The sequence below is a fragment of the Pseudomonas sp. D2002 genome, from assembly GCF_013385735.1.
GTDB lineage: Bacteria > Pseudomonadota > Gammaproteobacteria > Pseudomonadales > Pseudomonadaceae > Aquipseudomonas.
In genome coordinates this window covers 214,027-234,731 of record NZ_JACAPL010000010.1, presented here as the reverse complement: position 1 = coordinate 234,731, position 20,705 = coordinate 214,027, and the positions used below count along the sequence as shown (strand labels likewise).

Annotated in this window: 13 protein-coding genes; 4 read left to right on the top strand and 9 right to left on the bottom strand. The window is 57.2% G+C overall.

What is annotated here, in order from left to right:
• Positions 1–169: 169 nt before the first annotated feature.
• The 9 genes from HX783_RS20715 to HX783_RS20675 form a co-directional block, all read right to left on the bottom strand.
• Positions 170–940, bottom strand: coding sequence for a helix-turn-helix transcriptional regulator (locus HX783_RS20715; RefSeq protein ID WP_177018070.1), 771 nt, complete (start codon positions 938–940; stop codon positions 170–172).
• Between the two features lie 214 nt (positions 941–1,154).
• Entirely contained in the window at positions 1,155–1,682 is a 528-nt protein-coding gene (gene ppa / locus HX783_RS20710) for an inorganic diphosphatase (RefSeq protein WP_003219382.1), read from the bottom strand.
• A 93-nt stretch (positions 1,683–1,775) separates the two neighbouring features.
• Positions 1,776–2,606, bottom strand: a complete 831-nt coding sequence (locus HX783_RS20705) for a zinc-dependent peptidase (RefSeq protein ID WP_177018069.1) — start codon at positions 2,604–2,606, stop codon at positions 1,776–1,778.
• A 6-nt stretch (positions 2,607–2,612) separates the two neighbouring features.
• Positions 2,613–3,269 (bottom strand): DedA family protein, encoded by a 657-nt coding sequence (locus tag HX783_RS20700; protein WP_159960201.1) that lies wholly within the window; start codon positions 3,267–3,269, stop codon positions 2,613–2,615.
• A gap of 321 nt (positions 3,270–3,590) precedes the next feature.
• Positions 3,591–4,049 (bottom strand): N-acetyltransferase, encoded by a 459-nt coding sequence (locus HX783_RS20695; RefSeq protein ID WP_159960199.1) that lies wholly within the window; start codon positions 4,047–4,049, stop codon positions 3,591–3,593.
• A 96-nt stretch (positions 4,050–4,145) separates the two neighbouring features.
• Positions 4,146–4,976 (bottom strand): ethanolamine ammonia-lyase subunit EutC, encoded by an 831-nt coding sequence (gene eutC, locus HX783_RS20690; protein ID WP_177018068.1) that lies wholly within the window; start codon positions 4,974–4,976, stop codon positions 4,146–4,148.
• Positions 4,973–6,367, bottom strand: a complete 1,395-nt coding sequence (locus HX783_RS20685; protein ID WP_159960188.1) for an ethanolamine ammonia-lyase subunit EutB — start codon at positions 6,365–6,367, stop codon at positions 4,973–4,975. The genes eutC and HX783_RS20685 overlap by 4 nt, the downstream gene beginning before the upstream one ends.
• 61 nt (positions 6,368–6,428) lie before the next feature.
• Positions 6,429–7,862 (bottom strand): ethanolamine permease, encoded by a 1,434-nt coding sequence (gene eat / locus HX783_RS20680; RefSeq protein WP_099603282.1) that lies wholly within the window; start codon positions 7,860–7,862, stop codon positions 6,429–6,431.
• A gap of 184 nt (positions 7,863–8,046) precedes the next feature.
• The gene (locus HX783_RS20675; protein ID WP_159960184.1) at positions 8,047–9,567 is read right to left on the bottom strand and encodes an aldehyde dehydrogenase family protein; all 1,521 of its coding nucleotides are present in this window, start codon (positions 9,565–9,567) and stop codon (positions 8,047–8,049) included.
• Positions 9,568–9,838: 271 nt separating this feature from the next.
• Between HX783_RS20675 and HX783_RS20670 the strand changes: the two genes are divergently transcribed.
• From HX783_RS20670 to HX783_RS20655, 4 genes are all read left to right on the top strand, one after another.
• A complete protein-coding gene (locus HX783_RS20670) occupies positions 9,839–11,737 on the top strand; it encodes a sigma-54-dependent Fis family transcriptional regulator (RefSeq protein ID WP_177018067.1) in 1,899 nt (632 codons plus the stop codon).
• Positions 11,738–12,132: 395 nt separating this feature from the next.
• Positions 12,133–15,345, top strand: a complete 3,213-nt coding sequence (locus HX783_RS20665; RefSeq protein WP_177018066.1) for a hypothetical protein — start codon at positions 12,133–12,135, stop codon at positions 15,343–15,345.
• A gap of 498 nt (positions 15,346–15,843) precedes the next feature.
• Positions 15,844–17,223, top strand: coding sequence for a hypothetical protein (locus tag HX783_RS20660; RefSeq protein ID WP_177018065.1), 1,380 nt, complete (start codon positions 15,844–15,846; stop codon positions 17,221–17,223).
• A gap of 202 nt (positions 17,224–17,425) precedes the next feature.
• Complete coding sequence (locus tag HX783_RS20655) at positions 17,426–20,626, top strand: hypothetical protein (RefSeq protein ID WP_177018064.1); 3,201 nt, start codon at positions 17,426–17,428, stop codon at positions 20,624–20,626.
• Positions 20,627–20,705 lie beyond the last annotated feature (79 nt).

Sequence of the window (20,705 nt, the reverse complement as noted above, 5' to 3'; positions counted from 1 at the left end):
GCTTCAGCTTGTTTTTGACAAACCTCACCAGCCTTCAAATCGCTCAGCCCACATCACGTCGGGCTGAATAGTAGGGGCATCTGCGGGAACTCCTCCGCATCGCCGAGCAGGGTGAATAGCTTTAAGCCACCCCCTGCCAAATGTGCGGCGGATGATACCCACATTCACCTCAAATGCCTACCTCCGGGTCCGATTTAGAGCCTTCCCAGCCGAGCAGGTGTTCGTCCAGGGGTACGGGGCGGCGGTTGTTGAGGGTGGACCACCAGAACACCCAGCCCACGATCTGGAAGTTCTGTTCGAAGCGTTGCTCGTAGGTGAGGTATTCGTCGGGGTGTTCGCTGGCGTTGTGGCTGCGCATGCGCAGGCCGCCGCCGGGGCGGTTGTAGAGGTATTTGATGCGTAGCATGCCGTCGTGTTCGACGGCGTAGATTTCGCCGTCGGTGATTTGGCTGCGGCCACGGTCGATGGCGAGGGTGGCGCCTTGTTGGATGATGTCGATCATGCTGTTGTCGACCATGTAGGCGCCTATGGCGCGGTCGGGGTTGACGTTGAGGGCTTCGAGGGTGTGCAGGGTGACGCGGATGCGTTCGTTGGAGGTGAAGGTGGGGTGGAGGGCGATCTCCACGTCGATTTTTTCCGGGAGGCAGGCGGGGCCTGTGAGGTATTTGCCGCTTTCTTCGCGGGTGCGCAGTCCTTTGGCGGTGTCCGGGCCTTCCAGCAGGAAGTTGGCCGGTGGGTGTTTGAGGCCTTCGCCGGTGCGCAGCCAACGGCTGGAGACGCAGAGCAGTTCTGCGATCTCGTTGAGTCGGCCCATGGGCACGCCGCGTTTGAACCAGTTGTTCACGTGTTGAGGCGTGACACCGCGGTTCTTGGCGAAGTCGGAGGCGGAAAGATGAACTTCCCGTAATAACGCTTTTAGTCGATCACCTGATGTATTCATAAACGCAGAGTTTACTGGCCGGAAAAATACATCAAATAAACTATGCGTTGAATGTCGCGTGTAGGGATTTGCTTAGTTGTAGGCCGATATTTCAATATTTTAACTTTATTAAACGCTGCGCATTAAACATTGAACTCTGGGTTTAATTTTTCCCACAAAAAAAGCCCCGAATCGTCGGGGCTTTTTTGATTGCCGGGGCAATGAGGAGCGGGTATCAGCCTTTGTAGGCAGCTACCGACTTCAGGATCTCGGCGCGGGCGGCGTCTGCGTTGCCCCAACCGTCGATCTTCACCCATTTGCCTTTTTCGAGGTCTTTGTAGTTCTCGAAGAAGTGCTTGATCTGTTCCAGCAGCAGTGGCGGCAGGTCGGTGTATTCCTTCACGTCCACGTACAGCTGGGACAGCTTGTCGTGTGGCACCGCGATGACTTTGGCATCGCCGCCGCCGTCGTCGGTCATGTTCAGGATGCCGACTGGGCGCGCGCGGATAACCGAGCCTGGGGTAACCGGGTAAGGGGTTACAACCAGCACGTCGAGGGGGTCACCGTCGTCAGCCAGAGTGTTCGGGATGAAACCGTAGTTGGCCGGGTAGAACATCGGGGTGGCCATGAAACGGTCAACGAACAGGCAGTCGCTGTCTTTGTCGATTTCGTACTTGATCGGCGCGTGGTTGGCCGGAATTTCGATGGCGACGTAGATGTCGTTCGGCAGGTCTTTGCCAGCCGGAATCTTGCTGTAGCTCATTGGGCGATGCCCCCGTAGTTGGCCATGAAACATGGCCGGATTGGCCTAAAAGTGGCGGCGATTATAGGCATATTCTGACGCCGATGCCATGCGTCAGACGTCGTACGGCGCTTGGCGTTCCGTCTGGTAGCGCGCGTCGCCGGCTTGCAGTTGGTGCAGGCGGGCAAGCGGGTCCTGGCGATAAAAGCGGCTCAGTTGTGCGTACACCTGTGGATAACTGTTGACCAGTAAATCCGGGGCACTGAAAAAGTATTCGCTGGTGACGGCAAAAAACTCCGCCGGGTTTTCGGCGGCATAGGGGTCTATTTCGGTGTCGACGTCCGGTTTGGCGTCCAACTGGTGGTTGAGGTCATCAAACGCGCTTTGCATCACGCTGGCCCATTCCTGCACGCGCATGTCGTGGTGCAGCGGCGGCAGGCCGTTGGCATCGCCGTTGAGCATGTCCAGCTTGTGCGCCAGTTCGTGGATGACCAGGTTGTAGCCTTCCCAGTTGCCGCTGGCCAGCACGCCGGGCCAGGCGAGGATCACCGGGCCTTGTTGCCAGGCTTCGCCGCTGTGTTCGCCGTCCCACTCGTGCTCGACGCCGCTGGCATCGCGATGGCGCTGGGGGCTGATGAAGTCGTCGGGGTACAGCACGATTTCGTGGAAACCCTGATACCAGTCGAGGTCGCCGAGGTTCATCAGTGGCAACTGCGCCTGGGCGGCGAGCAGCAGGCGTTGCTCCTGGTGCAGCTCGACACCGGGCAGGGCGGTGAGGTGTTTTTCGGCGAGGAACACGACGCAGGCTTCACGTAGCCACTGGTCTTGCTCGGCCGTAATGCCGTCGAGGAAGCTAAGATGCTGGCGCACCCGCTGCCACGTGTCATCTGCAATCGGGTGCTTGGCCAGCAGGCGCCGGCGACGCCAGGCGCTGAGGGACCACATCGCCGGTTACTGCGGCTTGGCTTCGGAAGAACTGCGACCGAAGCGGCTGCGGAACACACCGATGATCATCGGCACCAGCGACAGCAGGATGATAAATACCACCAGCAGCGACAGGTTCTTCTTGATAAACGGCACGTTGCCGAAGAAGTAACCCAGGGTCACCAGGCCGCCAACCCAGAGGATGGTGCCGAACACACTGAACCCGAAAAAGCGCGGGTAGGGCATTTTGGCGATGCCGGCCACGAACGGCGCGAAGGTGCGCAGGATCGGCAGGAAGCGCGCCAGGGTCACGGTTTTGCCACCGTGCTTGTCGTAGAAGTCGTGGGTTTTTTGCAGGTAATCGCGGCGGAAGATTTTCGAGTTCGGGTTGCTGAACAAGCGTTCTCCCACTGTTCGCCCGATGACATAGTTGGTGCTGTCACCGAGGATCGCTGCCAGCATCAGCAAGCCGCCCAAGAGGATTGGGTCCATGCCGCCGCCTGCGGCGATGGCGCCGGCGATAAACAGCAAGGAATCGCCAGGCAGGAATGGCATGACCACCAAACCGGTTTCGCAAAAGATAACCAGGAACAGAATGGCGTAGATCCACACTCCGTAGTTTCTCACCAGCATGTCGAGGTAGACGTCGAGATGCAGGATAAGGTCGAGCGGGTTGAAATCCATGGGTGGCACCTGTGTGAATGGCCCGGCTCAGCAGGCCTGTGCGGAAGCTCGGGTAAGTAAGGCTACAAAGGCATGCCGTATTTCTTACAACCCTGAAAGGTCCGCATTATACGTATTGGGAGGTGAAAAGCGTGTTGGTTTTGTAGCGGGGGATGTCGTGGTTATCAACGATGTGCACGATCTAAAGGTGACTCAGACCCTAATGTGGGAGCGGGCTTGCTCGCGAAAGCGGCGTATCAGTCAACAAAGATTCGACTGGACTACCGCTTTCGCGAGCAAGCCCGCTCCCACAGGGGATCTGCGGTGTTTGGGCTTATTGGGTCAATCCTCACTGATCGGCAACACGTAGTTCTTGAACTCCGTATCTTCGCGAAACCCAATCGACTCATAGGTCTTCTGCGCCACTTCATTGTCGCTGCTGGTCGACACCCGCAGCCGCACCGCATGCGTCTCCTTGGCCATCTTCTTCGCCGTGCGCATCAGGTTGTCCGCCACCAATTGCCGGCGCGCATCTTCTGCGACGTAGATGTCATTGAGGATCCACACACGCTTAAGCGACAGCGACGAATAGCTCGGGTACAGCTGGCAAAACCCCAGCAAGCGCTTGTCGTCATCATCGGCCAGGGCCAGGTAAATCACCGACTCCTTGCGGCGCAGGCGTTTTTCCAGAAAGGCCCGCGACGAGTCCGGGAACGGCAGCGCCCCATAAAACTCACGGTATTTGACGAACAGCGGCGTCAACAGGTCCAGGTGTTCAAGGGTCGCTTGAGTAATCCGCATGCCAGGCCTCAACTTCCAAAGGGGGTATGACCACACAAGCGGCCGTGACCGGATGCTGCCTAATGGCGCAAAAAAGCGCAATCGTGCAGCGATCAGTCATTCCGGCGGGCTGAGCAGGAAATTGCCTTTCATCAAGTCAGGATCATCCGATTCGATGGTCTGAACCTGCGCCTCGTCCTTGAGATTGACCCCCGACAGCTGCCGACGACACGCTTCTTTCATCAAGTAAAGCAGGCGGTGCGCGGCCATGCCGTAGCTCAGGCCTTCCAGGCGCACATTGGAGATGCAGTTGCGGTAGGCGTCGGTGAGCCCGACCTTGGGGTTGTAAGTGAAATACAGCCCCAGGCTGTCCGGCGAACTGAGCCCGGGCCGCTCGCCGATTAAAATCACCACCATCTTGGCGCCGAGCAACTGGCCGACTTCATCCGCCACCGCCACACGGCCCTGTTCCACCAGGATCACCGGCGACAACGACCAGCCTTCAGCGTGGGTCTGTTCCTCCATGCGTGTAAGAAACGGCAGCGTATGTTTATGCACGGCCAGCGCCGACAGCCCGTCGGCCACCACCACGGCGAGGTCCACGCCGCCAGGGTTGGCGGCGGCATACTCGCGCAGGCGCTGCGCCGATTCGTCACTCAAGCGCCGCCCCAGGTCCGGGCGTTGCAAATACATATGCCGGTCAACGGCGGCGCTGTGCAGCAGCAGGCTGTCTCGGCCGCGCTCAGCCATTTGGCTGCTCAGGCCCTCATGGTCGAACGGCAAATGCACGGCATCACGCGCTTGGGCGTGGGCGAATTGAAAATCCAGCTGCGCGCTGGTGGGGATGCTGGTGCCGGTGCGGCCCAGCGCGATGCGCGCCGGCGTGAGGCGGCGCAGTTCCAGCCACGGGTTGTCAGGCAGGTCGAGTTGCACAGGCGGCTCCTTCATCCCAATTGCTTCAAGGCGTGGCGAAATGCCGGTGGCAGGCTGTTGCCGAAGTGCACCTTGCCGTCGGCTTGCGTGAAGATGCCCATTTTCGCCAGCCACTGTTCAAACTCCGGCGCCGGTTTTAAACCCAGTGTTTGGCGGGCGTATAAGGCGTCGTGGAACGAGGTGGTCTGGTAGTTGAGCATGATGTCGTCGGAGCCGGGGATGCCCATGATGAAATTGATCCCGGCCACGCCCAGCAGGGTCAGCAGGGTGTCCATGTCGTCCTGGTCGGCTTCGGCGTGGTTGGTGTAGCAGATGTCGCAGCCCATCGGCACGCCAAGCAGCTTGCCGCAGAAGTGGTCTTCGAGGCCGGCGCGGATGATTTGCTTGCCGTTGTACAGGTACTCGGGGCCGATAAAGCCTACAACGGTGTTGACCAAAAACGGCTTGAAGTGCCGCGCCACGGCGTAGGCACGGGTTTCGCAGGTTTGCTGGTCGACGCCAAAGTGCGCATTGGCCGACAAGGCGCTGCCCTGGCCGGTTTCGAAATACATCAGGTTCTGGCCCAAGGTTCCGCGATTCAGGCTCAAGCCCGCGTCATAACCTTCCTGCAGCACGCTCAGGCTGATGCCGAAACTGGCGTTGGCCGCCTCGGTGCCGGCAATCGACTGAAACACCAGGTCCAGCGGCACGCCACGGTTGATGGCTTCGATCGATGTGGTGACGTGGGTGAGCACACAAGCCTGGGTGGGGATTTCGTAGCGCTGGATGATCGCATCGAGCATCTCGAGCATGGCGCAGATCGACGCGATGCTGTCGGTGGCCGGGTTGATGCCGATCATGGCGTCGCCGTTGCCGTAAAGCAGGCCGTCGAGAATGCTCGCGGCAATGCCGGCCGGTTCGTCGGTGGGGTGGTTGGGTTGCAGGCGCGTCGACAGACGCCCGCGCAGGCCCATGGTGCCGCGAAACTGGGTGACCACGCGGATCTTTTGTGCAACCAGCACCAGGTCCTGCACGCGCATGATCTTGGACACGGCAGCGGCCATTTCCGGTGTCAGCCCGGGCGCCAGGGCGCGTAGGGAATGTTCATCGGCTGCGTCGCTGAGTAGCCAGTCGCGCAGGCCGCCGACGGTCAGGTGGCTGACCACGCTAAACGCCTGTTTATCGTGAGTGTCGATGATCAGCCGGGTAACTTCGTCACGCTCGTAGGGAATCAGCACTTCTTCGAGGAAGTGTTTCAACGGGATGTTCGCCAGCGCCATTTGCGCGGCCACGCGCTCGCCGTCGTTCTGCGCGGCGACGCCGGCGAGGAAGTCCCCGGAGCGCGCCGGGCTGGCCTTGGCCATCACGTCCTTGAGGCTGTCGAAGCGGTAGGTCTGTGCACCCACCGCGTGGGAAAAGCTTGCCATACAGTGTCTCCTTGGCGACGCGGGCAGAATGAGAGAGCGCCCGCGTCGAGGTTTACGGCAGTTAGTGCAAGGCGGCCTCTGCGGCCTGGATCGCCGCGAATTCTTCTTCGGGCGTGCCTGCTACCAAGTGATGCCGGCTGTAGAAAGCAAAGTAAGCAATTAATACTCCATAGATGATCGCGGCGCCAATCACCACTCGAGGATCGACCAGAAAGCCCGCCACCACGGCCACGCAGGCCAGCACCAAGGCGACGCCGGAAGTGAAAATGCCGCCCGGCGTGCGGTACGGGCGATCCATTTTGGGGCGGCGGATGCGCAAGGTGATGTGCGCGGCCATCATCAGCACGTAGGAAATGGTCGCGCCGAACACCGCCACCAAGATTAGCAAATCGCCCTGGCCGGTCAGCGACAGGCCGAAACCGATGATGCCGGGGATCACCAAGGCCAGCACGGGCGCTTTGCTTTTGTTGGTTTGCGACAGCTTGCGCGGCAGGTAACCGGCGCGAGACAGCGCAAAGATCTGCCGCGAATACGCATAGATAATCGAGAAAAAGCTCGCGATCAGCCCGGCCAGGCCCACGAGGTTGACGAAGCTGCCCATCCAGGTCGAACCGCCATAGGACAGTGCCAGTGCTTCAACCAGTGGGTTGCCGGATTTGATCAGCGCGTAAGTGCCCGCGCCGCCCGGTGCGATGACCAGAATCAACAGGGCAAAACTGGTCAGCACCACAATGGCGCCGATCAGGCCACGGGGCAGGTCGCGCTTGGGGTTTTTGGTTTCTTCGGCGGCCAGCGGTACGCCCTCGACGGCGAGGAAAAACCAGATTGCGTAGGGAATCGCTGCCCACACGCCGACGTAGCCGAACGGCAGGAAGGTGCTCGCGCCCTTGGCCTCGGTGACTGGAATATCCAGCAAGTTGGCGACGTTGAAGTGCGGCACCATCGACACCAGGAACACGCCCAAGGCAATGGCGGCGATGGCGGTAATCACAAACATCAGCTTCAGGGCTTCACCGACGCCGAAGATGTGGATGCCGATAAAAATGATGTAGAACGCCAGGTAAATCATCCAGCCGCCAATGCCGAACAGCGACTCGCAATAAGCGCCGATAAACACCGCGATGGCGGCGGGGGCGATGGCGTATTCGATCAGGATGGCGGTGCCGGTAAGGAACCCGCCCCAGGGGCCAAAGGCGCTGCGGGCAAAGCCGTAGCCGCCGCCGGCGGTGGGAATCATGGAAGACAGTTCGGCCAGGGAGAAACACATGCACAGGTACATGGTGGCCATGAGCAAGGTGGCGAGGAACATGCCGCCCCAGCCGCCTTGGGCCAGGCCAAAGTTCCAACCGGCGTAGTCGCCGGAGATGACATAGGCAACGCCAAGGCCAACTAACAGCACCCAGCCGGCGGCGCCTTTTTTCAGTTCGCGTTGTTGGAAGTATTGGGAGTCGACTTTTTCAAAGTCGACGGAAGAGCCAGTGGGTTCGCTAGGCATGGGAAAGTACCGTCCATTCTTATTGTTTTTTTTAGCAAGAGCGATCGTTCCCACGCTCTGCGTGGGAATGCATTCCGTGACGCTCTGCGTCACCTTGCACCCGGCTTGAGCCCTGTGCAGACATCGGGACGCGGAGCGTCCCAGGCGGCATTCCCACGCAGAGCGTGGGAACGATCGGGGAGAGTTAGAAAAAACCCAACGGATTAATGTCGTAGCTCACCAGCAAGTTCTTGGTCTGCTGGTAATGGTCCAACATCATCTTGTGCGTCTCACGGCCCACGCCCGACTTCTTGTAACCGCCGAACGCGGCATGCGCCGGGTACAGGTGGTAGCAGTTGGTCCACACACGGCCGGCCTTGATCGCGCGGCCCATGCGGTAGGCGCGGTTGATGTCGCGGGTCCACACGCCGGCGCCCAGGCCGAACTCGGTGTCGTTGGCAATCGCCAGGGCTTCGGCTTCGTCCTTGAACGTGGTGATGCTCACCACTGGGCCGAAGATTTCTTCCTGGAACACGCGCATTTCATTGGTGCCCTTGAGCAGGGTCGGCTGGATGTAATAACCGCCGGCCATGTCGCCGGTGAGCTGCTCGACCTTGCCGCCCGTCAGCAGTTGCGCGCCTTCGCCTTTGGCGATTTCCAGGTAGGACAGGATCTTGTCGAACTGCTGCTCGGACGCCTGGGCGCCGACCATGGTGTCAGTGTCCAGCGGGTCGCCGCGTTTGATCTGCTCGATTTTCTTCATCACCACTTTCATGAAGTCGTCGTAGATCGACTCCTCCACCAGTGCGCGCGATGGGCAGGTGCACACCTCGCCCTGGTTGAAGAAGGCCAGCACCAGGCCTTCGGCGGCTTTTTCGATAAACGACGGTTCGGCTTTCATGATGTCGGCGAAGAAGATGTTCGGCGACTTGCCGCCCAGCTCAACGGTGGACGGAATAATGTTCTCGGCCGCCGCGTGCATGATGTGCGAACCCACCGGCGTGGAACCGGTGAAGGCGATCTTGGCGATGCGTTTGCTGGTGGCCAGGGCTTCGCCGGCTTCTTTGCCGAAACCGTGCACCACGTTGAGCACGCCGGGCGGCAACAGGTCGCCGATCAGCTCCATCAGCACGTTGATGCCCAGCGGGGTTTGCTCGGCGGGTTTGAGCACCACGCAGTTACCGGCCGCCAGGGCCGGGGCGAGTTTCCACGCAGCCATCAGCAGCGGGAAGTTCCACGGGATGATCTGGCCGACCACACCCAGCGGCTCGTGGAAGTGATACGACGCGGTGAGTTCGTTGATTTCGGCGCTGGTGCCTTCCTGGGCGCGGATGCAACCGGCGAAGTAGCGGAAATGGTCGGCGGCCAGCGGGATGTCGGCGTTGAGGGTTTCACGCACGGCCTTGCCGTTGTCCCAGGTTTCGGTGATGGCCAGCAGTTCGAGGTTCTGTTCGATGCGGTCGGCGATTTTCAGCAGCACCAGCGAGCGGTCCTGGGCTGAGGTTTTACCCCAGGCATCAGCGGCGGCATGGGCAGCGTCGAGGGCTTTGTCGATGTCTTTGGCCGTGGAGCGCGGGAATTCGGCGATGGGCTTGCCGTTGACCGGCGAGGTGTTGGTGAAGTAGTTGCCATCCACCGGCGCAACGAATTCGCCGCCGATGTAGTTACCGTACTTGGCCTTGAACGAAACGATCGCGCCGTCAGTACCGGGATGTGCGTAACGCATGGTGGTTATCTCCTGCTTTTATGTTTATTGGAGTACAGCGGTCTTGCGCTTGATAAAGCGTAGAGCAAAGGTCGGGCCACTGCTGTGCAGGCCAGGTAAATCAAGGGGATAGGGTTTGTCGCAAGGCGTTGCTGTGACAGGGTTGGTACAGGCCGGGTGACAGTTTGTGCCATAAACGGTACAGCCTGTGACGGGTGGGCCTGCCCGGGATTGCAATGGTCGGGAGGCTAGGGGATGCTGACTGTTCTCCCGCAGAGAGAATAATAAGAACATGCAAAACGATCATTTCAGTCGCCATGCCCAGCAAGTCCTTACCGTTACGCGCGGGCAAGACCTTGCGCACGGCCCCGCCAGCGACCCGTCCATCGCGCGCTCCTGGCTGCGGTGCATCGAGGACTACCACCTCGACCCCGCGCTGAGCATCGCCCCCACCGTGCTCGAACACGGCCGCTTGCTGGAAAGCCGCGAGCGTCTGCAACAGGTGCTGCACATTGCCGGCACCGAGATGAACAGCCTGCACCAACAGCTTTCCGGTGCCGGCCATGCGGTACTGCTCACCGACGCGCGCGGGGTCATCCTCAACTGCGTCACCGCACCGTCGGAGCGCAAGATTTTCGAGCGCGCCGGCCTGTGGCTCGGCGCCGACTGGAGCGAGGCGTGCGAAGGCACCAATGGCATCGGCACCTGCCTGGTGGAGCGCCAATCGCTGACGATTCACCGCGATGAGCACTTTCGTGGCCGCCACACCGGCTTGACCTGTTCGGCGAGCCCGGTGTTTGACCCTCATGGCGAACTATTGGCGGTGCTGGACGTGTCCTCGGCGCGTGAGGCGGTGTCGCGCCAGAGCCAGTTCCACACCATGGCGCTGGTGAATCTGTCGGCGAAGATGATCGAGAGCTGTTACTTCCTGCGCCACTTTGAAAACCACTGGCTGCTGCGTTTTCACCTGCAGGCGGAGTCCGTGGGGCTGTTCAGTGAAGGGTTGCTGGCGTTTGATGGCGAAGGGCGCGTCTGCGCGGTCAATCAGAGCGCGCTGAATCTGCTCGGCCAGGTGCGCGGTGGTTTGCTGGGGCAGCCGGTGGAGGCGCTGTTCGACTGTTCCCTCGACGAACTGCTCGGCCGCGCCTGCGCCAATGCCACGGCCAGTTGGCCGCTGCGAACCCGTGATGGCCGGCGTTTGTTCGCTGCATTGCGTGGGCAGCCGCGCAGTGTGCCGTTGCCACTGGCCAAGCCCGAGGCGCCACGGTTACCCGGCATCTGCTTGGGTGATCCGGCCCTGCAGAATGATTTTCGCAAGGCGCTGAAGGTGTTCGAGCGCGACGTGCCGTTGCTGATCCGCGGCGAAACCGGTTGCGGCAAAGAGGCCTTTGCCAAGGCTGTGCACCACGCCAGCCTGCGCGCCCGCAAGCCTTTCGTCGCCATCAACTGCGCCGCCATCCCGGAGAACCTGATTGAGAGCGAGTTGTTCGGCTACCGCGGCGGCAGTTTTACCGGGGCGCTTAAAGAAGGCATGCGCGGCAAGCTGCAAGAGGCCGATGGCGGAACATTGTTTCTCGACGAGATCGGCGATATGCCCTTCGCTTTGCAAACCCGCCTTTTGAGGGTGTTGGAAGATCGCATGGTGGTGCCTATCGGCGGGGCTGCGCAGGCGGTGGACGTGCGCATCATCAGTGCTACCCACCGTGATTTGAGTGAGCGAGTCCAGGCCGGCAGTTTTCGGGAAGACTTGTATTACCGGCTCAATGGTTTGGAGGTCGCGCTGCCGGCACTGCGTGAACGCACTGACAAGGCTCAATTGCTGGATTTCATTCTCGACCAGGAGTCGGCAGGGCAGGCGGTCACAGTAGACAGGGCGACACGAGAGGCGCTGCTGGCTTACGCCTGGCCTGGCAATGTGCGGCAATTACGCATGGTGTTGCGCACGCTAGTGGCGTTGGCGGAGAACGGCCGTGTTGTGGAGGCCGATTTACCAGTGAACGTGCGCACCCCAAGCGTTGCGCCTTTGAACACGTCGCTGCTGGATGAGGCGGAGCGAAAAACCCTATTGACTGCGCTTGAACAGCAACGTTGGCATATAACCCGTACCGCTGAGCAACTGGCCGTCAGCCGTAATACGCTCTACCGCAAATTGCGCAAACATGGCGTGGTGGTGTCCAAGCGCAATGATTAGGGGGGTAAAGAGGAATAGGCGCACGTGCGGGTGTTAGTTCATAGGGTAGATTTATTGGGTTGTTAGTTATATTTAATCGATATAACCGCTGCCTGTCTTAGTTGTTTTGGAACTGTTTGGGTGGTGAGGGCCACTTAATAACTGAGGGCCGAGAGAGCCTCTGTTCAATGTCAAGTACTGGCAGGTTAGCTTTGCTGATCAGTTGGTCTGCGCTCATGTTATAGGGATTTAAAACAGCTCGTTAGTTCGGGGCTGTTCGAACGGTTGACTCTGAAAGTTGGCGCTCATTAAGTGGGCGTTAAACTTGGCCGGCTTTATACAATGTGTTCGCGAATCGCGCGGTTGATTCAGGTGCGTTTGTGAGCCGTTCATCAAAACCGTGAAAGAGATTACTTATGACTGTGCATAATATAAATATTGCGCCCCTTGGCTCGCCAAAGAATGATGCCCCTCAGTTCAACCCTGGCGCGAGCAGTGCCCCGTCCACGACGCATGAGAACACCTCGGCGGGTAGCACTGAAACTTCACGAGCGGCGGCGGATGCGCGTCTCAAAGATACTTTGAAGCAGCATTCAGCCGGATCGCGCCTGCCGGTTCCACCGGAGTCGACCTTGGGAGGATGGCTTGAAGCGCTGAGGTTTGCGACCAACTCTTCTGCGTTCACGCAACTGGAGGGTGGGCGTGGTGCGTTTACTCACATTGATCACAATAAAGGTGAGATCTGGTTTGACGGGGGGCATAGAAAAATAAATAGAGACTCGCCTGAACTTGACGCTATTCCGGGCGGTAAAGCGCTGTTTGAAAACTTGATGATCATCGCTAAAAAGTTGGCGCCTGATAGCACCTTTAGGCGTGGCGATGTTTTTAAACTCGAAGAGTTAGGGCACAGCAATTACACGGTCGATTCGAATCTTGTTCGTCAATTTATTGATGACCCAAAGCCGAACTCAATGGCTGATGATCACGTGCCTGCGACTATTTTAAACAAGACAGGCGAAGCCGAAACCCAGCATAACCTGCTCGCCGCTTTGAAAAAACAGATTGAAGCGCCCGGCGCGAAGCCGGACCTGGAATCCATCGTCGTAGAGATCGCACCGCACTCCGCCTTTTGGCGTGAAGACCAGCCGCAGCCGATCACGATGAACCTCAAGCAATTGATGGCCGCCTACGGTTTGCAAGTTCCAACCACACTGGAGGCACTTGCTAACTTGGAGCGCGTATTGTTCGCACCGCCGTTAAGTGCGCCACGTGAAGGCAATTATGGTGGGTTGCTGACTAAAAGTGTGCCGCTGGGCGAGGATGCTCAGAAAAAGATAATCGAAACCGTCAGTGCCTGGAAGGCGCTTCAAACTCAGGTTCCGTTGGACGCAGAGGGTAAGGCTCCCAGTCTTTTCGAGTACCTCAAGCGTGCGGTTCCAGAGTCTTCGAGGGCCCTGGCCGACACCCATCCAGAGGCGTTTCTCAAAGCCTTGATCGACACCCCTCAAGCCCGTGCATTAGGTAAACAACTGCAGGAAGCGATTGGCGCATTGCCTACCGCGACCAGTGGCCAGGAAGCACTGCTCACGGCATTGGGGTTGGAAGCCGACAAGTCAGCAGCGGGGTTGGAACGCGATAATTTGGCCGGCTATAACTTGCGCCAACCAGACAATGTGGGGCGTACGCCAGCCGAGATCGTCAAGCGTTTTGAAACCCATATGGCAGGCATCGTCGGCCCCGAGATGGCGAAAGTAGCCGCCTACCAATTGCTGGCGATGTCGGCTCCGGAGTTTTTGGTCACGGATGTGCCGGAGTCGGTAACGTTCGGCTCCCCGCAATGGGTCATGTTCAGCGCTGAAGTATTTCGCCGCGAACAGAGCACCCCCGGATCGTCGGCGGGCCAGAGCTATGTTCAGATCAGGGAACAAGCGGATCTGGAGCCCGTTACCCTGGAACAGGAGTCTCAGACGAAAGCTGCTGCTCTGCAGGCAGTGGTCGACTGGGGTCTGGCCAAAGGCATCATTAAGGAAAACAGTGAAGGCTATAGCGCTGAAACCATCGCCAGTGTAACGGCTGCCCTGGAAGAGGAAGCCAACCGTATGGCGACTGCGCTGAAAGGTGTTTTAGCGCCACTGCCGACTCGCCGGGATTTGGCGCTGGCGGCATTAACGCAGATATACGGCGAAGAAAACGCACACCTGTTTGAGAAAAAAATACTCACCCGCCCCATGGGGCTGAATCTGAAAAAAGACTCCTTGTTGAATCTTTTTATGTCGGGTGAACTCACGGCCAGTTGGAGTTCTACGGATTCAACCTTTACGACTGCCGTTTTACACGCAGGCATTAAGAAGCTGCCTGATATCAAGAAAGAGTTTGTTGAGAAATTTGATGAGTATGCCGACAGCTTCAGCAAGGCGGCAGGTGAGATGTTCGCGTATCAAGTGTCGCAGCTCCCGGATGAAGATCTGAAGAGATTTGATTTTGGCAAAATGGAAATGAGACATTTGAGCCAGCCGGCGGGTTCTAATTTTCCTAAAGACAGTGAGAGTAATGCGTTATTTCAGATGTTCGGAAGTGGTGCGTTTCTCATCACTACGGTATTGGAGGGTAAAAAGGTTGAGTATATTTACTCACCACAGTTAGGCAAGATTATCAAGAATGGTGACCCTCTGCCTGGCGTCCCTGAGGGGTGGAGTGTGAATTCCAGTCGCACCGCACCTTTCTTCAGTTTGAGTGTTGGGGGGAAACGTTACAACTTAAAACCTATTTGGAAGTACGGCGGTGCTGAAGAACTGCCACCGCCGCATATTCTTAAACCGAGGAATACGCCATCGCCAAGGATCGGCGTTTTGGCCGGGCAGGTAAGTGAACTTTATAAAAAAGCGGTCGATGAGCTTAAAGACGCGGCTAACGGTATGAGCGACTCCGAAAAAAGAAGGGCTCGAACGAAGATGTTCAAAAACTTCATGTTGAGCCTCCTTCCTTTCCACGACCTTATAAAAAATATAATCGAAGGCAATAAGCATGAGGCGGTTGTCAGCGGGGTTTTTGACTTTGTCGGCTTGTTTATACCGGGTGCTAAGGGCGGCTTCCAGGGTGTTAAAGTCGGCGCCAAAGGGGTAAGTTCAGCCATTGCTTTTTTCAAAGGGGCGGTCAAGTCAGGGGTTAAGGCTGCTAACCCGATAGGGGCGTTTTATGACTCCGGGAGTGGTTTATTCAAAGTGTGCAAGACCGCTTTGAATGCGGCGCCGCCTGTCAACTTGTCCTCGCTTTCGAGCAAACTTCGCATCCCTGGGCGTAGTTGGGACATCCCACACGGAGGTTACAAACAGACCATCGCCGAAGGCACTTATCAGCCGCTGGGTGAAAGCGGTCCCAAGGTTCCCGTCGTTGCCGTGAAACAAGGTAACAACTGGTACGCCTTTGATCACCAGACGCTGGAACACTGCGGCCCTCAGTTGCCGGGCTTCAAGCCCATTAAAGTGAAAGAGTTGCGTGATCTTCGTTATGACACTGGTACTTCTGTAAAGGATGGTAATGGTCATGCTGAGACGGTAGGAGAGTTTCAGGAAAACGCGTCGGGCCCGACACCGCCCCAGCAGCCTATTCAACCGAAGGCAGCCCAGTAGGCCTGGTAAGACAGCCCGAACTGCATGAGGGTGACGATCAATAAGGTGCGTATTTTGATCGTCACCGCAGGGAGGGCGAGTTCAAACGGGCTGTTGAATCGCGCTGCCACACGTTGATGCGCCCATCACCTCCGCGGACGTTTCACTGTGATACGAGGTCCAGTGAAAAGCGCTGTTGGGCACCCTTGAGCAGCAGCGCTGGCCTATGACCCATACCGGCCACACTTGGCATCCGCTACCGGAAGTTAAGAAAGTATGAAGGGGGTCGTTGGTAATGTTACGCGTTGAGTAGCGATAGCAGATTTTTCTTACTGGGAAAGTTAAGCGCTAGTGAGGGTGTTACATAGCGCGTGATGAAGGATTATTTTACAGTGTGCAAAGTTTCGTTTGGACATGACTTGCTGTGGAACCGATCAAGGGGGCAGGATCACACATAGGGTAGAGAGCAAGGAGGGCATCTCATTATTTAATGATATGTTTGATATAGGTTTTCTAACGATGCTAAATATTCCTTCAGTAAACGTTTTTGTTCCTTCTTTGGATCCTGTTTCTGACAGTGCCCCTGATGCGTTTGACCATAGTCGGGAGCCTAGGGGAACGTCACGTCGTGGCTCTAGAGGAAATAACCATACAGTTGATACAGGATCCACGACAGGGTCAAGTACAGGGTCAAGTACAGGAACTTCCCATAAAACCAATAAAGACACGCATGACACGTCCCGTGCCACCCATGATGCCAATAATAAAGTTATCAAGCCCGAAAAAAAGCCCGGTCAGAAGACAGATGACGAAGGCTGGCCGTTGAATAGCTCAAATCAACGGGTAGACGTTAACGGTCATGCGATAGACAAGCAGGGTCATAAGATCAATCAATATAACCAGCGCATTGATACTCAAGGGGTCGCTAAAGATCACAGGAACCGCCCAATAGACCCACAAGGTCGCCTGATCAATCGGGAGGGGCGGCTCGTTAATGAGAAAAAAGAATTTATCGATAAGGACGGCAACCGAGTTAACAAAGAGGGCTATCGGGTTGATGCTTACGACAGGCCTCTGGACAAAGACGGAAAGGTGGCAAGGTCTATGTCAACTGCGGTGAAGGGTAATAATGAACCTCATAAGCAGACCGATGACGTGCCGAAAGCGCTCAGAGGTCCTGGCAGCATTCATTCTCAACAGGCTGCGAAGCCCCCTGCGCCGCAACCCACCACTGATGACGCAGCCAAAAACGCGACATGGACCAGTAAGTTGCTTCAGTCGGGGGCAATCCCCTCACGTCCAGAATTGGGTAGAACTGCAATTAACGGTGCCGTTTCGGAGTCAGCAGGTACGTTGGCAGCGATACCCATCAAAATAGGAGAAACTGTCCTTACGACCATAACGGCAGAAGAAATCAAAAAAAAATATCTGCCTGTACCGCCTACGCCCCCGGCTACCGCGCCAACGCCAGGGACGAATCAGTCCCCTGAAGCGGATAAGGCCAACAGTGAGGCAGAAAATAAACTACCGGCGGCGCTTCGCGAGCGTATAGACAATGCCCAGGTCAATATACTCGAGACCAGTAACGCGGTGCTGAAATTAACCTATGGCACACTTGATAAGGAGCTGGGGCCGAGTGAACAATGGCCAGTAGACCCGTTAGCGATTATGGATAAGCTGGAAGAACGGATGGATAAACTTGAGGAGAACATGAAAGACCTGGCAAAGATACATGATGTATCTTGCTATAACGATGACTTGCCGCCGGACGAGGCGCCCCCTGGCCTCGATGGGCTCGAAACACGGACCAAGTCACTGGAAGCTCGGCTTGCAGTAGTGACGAAGTCGCGAAAAAAGGTAGAAGCTCAAATTGCACTTGGGGCGAACATCACCCCTTGAAGTGGCGCACATAAACCAAGGTATCGGTAGCCTTGGTTCTTGGTGTAACACACGTCTCTTACGCGTTCACTCAGTCTGGAGCTCTTGCGTTAACAAGGGCGCCAGACTTTTTTATGGCTTTATTGATTCAAGCGTCCGTGTGAGCGCTGTTAATTTTCCGTGCACGTAACACCGCTTATTCCGATCATCGTAGAGGTGAGGTATGACGGTTCCCGCTGTTAACTCGGAGCGTATTGGCGTTACTGGCACGGATGCTCGCCCATCAAGTATTAATACAGAGGCTGCATCGCCCAAGACGAGCAAACGTCGTCTCGTGCCAGATAACGAGTCTACTAGCGTGGCGGGTGACAACAACGCGCGTATGGAGATTTTACGCAAGACCGGCGAAGCCCGGATGCTGAATAACATGCTCGACGTTTTGAACACGCAGAGTGCGGCGCCCGGCGCCCAGGTGGATTTGGAATCCATTAGGGTACAGATCGCGCCGCATTCCTTGCTCTGGGACGAACAGCAACCGCAACCGATCACGATGAACCTCAAGCAGGTGCTCAAGGCCTATGGCTTGCAAGTGCCCACCACACCGGACGCAGTCGCCAACCTGGCGCGTGTGCTGGCCGCACCGCCATTAACTGCACCCAGTGTGGCGGATTACGGCGGGCTGTTAAGCAAAGACGTGCCGTTGAGCGAAGACAGCCAGAAAAAAATACTCGACACCGTCGGCGCCTGGAAAGCGCTTCAAACACAGGTGCCACCGACTCCCTCCGGCCAGGTCCAGACGCTTTTGGACTACCTGAAGCGTTCGCTGACACCGGCACAGCTTGCGCTGGCCAACTCAAATCCCGGTGCGTTTCTCAGCGCATTGATCAATACCCCCAACGCCCAGGCATTGGGTAAACAATTGCAAGAGGCGATTGACGCAGTGCCCACTCAAACCAGTGGCCAAGAGGCACTGCTTACCGCGTTAGGGTTGGAGGCCGACCCCGAGGGAGGGCGGCAGCGAAATAATTTGGCTGGGTATAATTTGCGCCAGCCAGACAACTGGAAGCGGACGCCGGAGGATATCGTCTGGCTTTTTGAAAAACATTTGGAAGGCCGAGTCGGGAAAGAGATGGCAAAAGTGGTGGCCTATCAGCTGTTGGCCATGTCTGCCCCGGAGTTTTTGGTCAAGGATTTTCCTCCCACGCTGGTTTACGGTTCACCGCAATGGGCATCGTTCAGCGCGGCGGTGTCGCGCCGCGAGCAGGACACCCCCGGCTCTACGGCTGGGCAAAGCTATGCTCAGATCATGCAATACGATGCGCTGGAACCCGTGACGGAGGCGGGCCAGTACCAGTCTGAGCTTGCGGGCCTGCAGTCGGTGATCGACTGGGGTATAGCCAATAAGGTTATTGATGAAAATAGTGAGGGAGACTACAGCGCGCAGACCATTGAACGTGCAGCCGCTGCGATGGAGAAGCAAGTCGGTGAGGTAGTCGAAGCCGTCAAGACAATGACAGGCCCCATGCCAACTCGCCGTGAGCTGGCACTGGTTGAGTTGACACGGGTATACGGCAAAGAAAAAGCGCACCTCTTTGAGCTGGAAATGTTCAAAAGCGCCAGCCAGACGAAGCACAGTACGAATAGATATTCTCTGCTGGATCTTTATATGTCAGGTGAATTGAAGTCGCGCTTCCGTGTTCCTGATGGCAATGATTTTTCTGTGGGTGAATTTGCGGCTGATATTCTCCACCTGCCGGATATCGAGGAAAAATTTGACGAAGCGTTCCACCACTACACAGCCGGCGTAGGCAACGCAGTGGGCGTGAACTTCAAGTATCAAGTGTCGCAACTGCCGGATGAAGATCAGCAGATGCTGGAACGCGGAAAACTTACAGTCTTACACCTGAAGCCTCTGACGGGTTTCGACGAATCGAAGGCGATTGATACGCCAATGTTGCGTTGTATAAAAGAGGGCGGCGTTGTCATTGGCGCGGAGCTTGAGGGCAAGAAGGTTCGTTATTGGTATTCGCCAACCCAAGGGAAAATCTTCAAGCAGGTTGAGCCCTTTAATGATTACGGTATGCCCGTGCCTGCCGAGGTGTTCGGCAGTCCACGGGTCAGGAATGACTCGCCTGCCTTTAGCCGAAAAGTGGGCGACTACGATTTAAAAATGCTCGAATTGGACAAAAAGCATTTGGACTCGGTGGCGACAGCAGCGCCTTCAGCACGGAGCGCTGCGCTGGGCGATGCGGTGGGCTCTTTTTATACGCGAGAGTTCAATACGGCAAAAGCATCGGCCAAAGGGGAAACCAAACAGGAAAAGGAACAGGCTCAAAGAAAGGCGTTCCACAGGTTCATGCTGGGCTTTATTCCCTTCTACGACTTCGTTAAATGCATCGTTGAAGGCAAGACGGGCGAAGCGATTATTTATGGAATGCTCGATCTTATTGGATTGGTCATACCCGCCCTTAAAGGCGGAATCAGTGCCGCGAGTGCGGGCGTCAAGGCGCTCAGCACAGGGTTCAGGTTTCTAAAGGGTTTCGCCAAAGCTGGCGTGTTGGCCGCTAACCCGCTCGGGTGTATTTATGATGCGGGGAAGGGCGTATACAAGCTGGGCAAATCCGGGATCAGAAGGTTGGGGGGTACAGACTTTTCCGCGTTTTATAAATTGCGTCATATCCGCGGTCGCAGTGGCAGTTGGAACATACCCAAGCCCGGGAAGAAAGGTGCCATTGCCGAGGGGGTTTACCGGCCTCTGGGCGGGAAAACGGCACCTGTAAATGTCGTTGCGGTTGAATGTAATGGCAAGTGGTACGCCTGTGATCCCAAGACCCAAGGGCCTTACGGCGCTCCGTTGAAAGGTTTCACGCCCGGTGTCGGGTTTGCCAGGCAAATAGCGCAAGCGACCGTCAGCGCAATTATCGATGCCGGCGTGAACTTTGGTATTGATCAAGCGCTAAAGGCCGCCCGACAGCCGCAGTTGATGCTGCACCCACTTCAACGCCAAACCCAGGCGCAAAACGATTCCGCGCTACAGAACACCGCCGACAGCGTTGACAGGCTTGCCGATCAAACACGGCTTGCCCGCGTGCAGACACTTTGGCGCGAGCTCAAGCAGGCAAACAAGGACCTGACGGCGCTGGCAGGTGGCGAGGTACAAGACGTTGATCACGCGTCCGAAGGCAGGCCGACCGACATTATTAGCAACCTTGATCAAATCGAAGCCGAACTTGATGTGCTCGAGGACCGCGTCCAGGAACAAGCGCGTGTGTTCAATGTGTTATTTGATCGCCACATACCGGCCCCTCTTGACCCTGCGGACAGCTATACGGCCCGCGAGCGATTCAATGCCATAGAGAAACGGTTGGCGGTGGTGAACGCGGCGCTACGGAAGATGAAGGCGCAGCGCGACAAGGCTGCGTGAGTGGCGGGGCCTGGCGCGTAGCCACGTAAGCTACCGCAGGCCTGAAAAATACACGGCTGAGCGAAGCACACACACTTGA

Coding starts and splice junctions, on each gene's coding strand:
- HX783_RS20715 (WP_177018070.1), bottom strand. CDS start 940: ATGAATACATCAGGTGATCGACTAAAAGCGTTATTACGGGAAGTTCAT.
- ppa (WP_003219382.1), bottom strand. CDS start 1,682: ATGAGCTACAGCAAGATTCCGGCTGGCAAAGACCTGCCGAACGACATC.
- HX783_RS20705 (WP_177018069.1), bottom strand. CDS start 2,606: ATGTGGTCCCTCAGCGCCTGGCGTCGCCGGCGCCTGCTGGCCAAGCAC.
- HX783_RS20700 (WP_159960201.1), bottom strand. CDS start 3,269: ATGGATTTCAACCCGCTCGACCTTATCCTGCATCTCGACGTCTACCTC.
- HX783_RS20695 (WP_159960199.1), bottom strand. CDS start 4,049: ATGCGGATTACTCAAGCGACCCTTGAACACCTGGACCTGTTGACGCCG.
- eutC (WP_177018068.1), bottom strand. CDS start 4,976: ATGAAGGAGCCGCCTGTGCAACTCGACCTGCCTGACAACCCGTGGCTG.
- HX783_RS20685 (WP_159960188.1), bottom strand. CDS start 6,367: ATGGCAAGCTTTTCCCACGCGGTGGGTGCACAGACCTACCGCTTCGAC.
- eat (WP_099603282.1), bottom strand. CDS start 7,862: ATGCCTAGCGAACCCACTGGCTCTTCCGTCGACTTTGAAAAAGTCGAC.
- HX783_RS20675 (WP_159960184.1), bottom strand. CDS start 9,567: ATGCGTTACGCACATCCCGGTACTGACGGCGCGATCGTTTCGTTCAAG.
- HX783_RS20670 (WP_177018067.1), top strand. CDS start 9,839: ATGCAAAACGATCATTTCAGTCGCCATGCCCAGCAAGTCCTTACCGTT.
- HX783_RS20665 (WP_177018066.1), top strand. CDS start 12,133: ATGACTGTGCATAATATAAATATTGCGCCCCTTGGCTCGCCAAAGAAT.
- HX783_RS20660 (WP_177018065.1), top strand. CDS start 15,844: ATGCTAAATATTCCTTCAGTAAACGTTTTTGTTCCTTCTTTGGATCCT.
- HX783_RS20655 (WP_177018064.1), top strand. CDS start 17,426: ATGACGGTTCCCGCTGTTAACTCGGAGCGTATTGGCGTTACTGGCACG.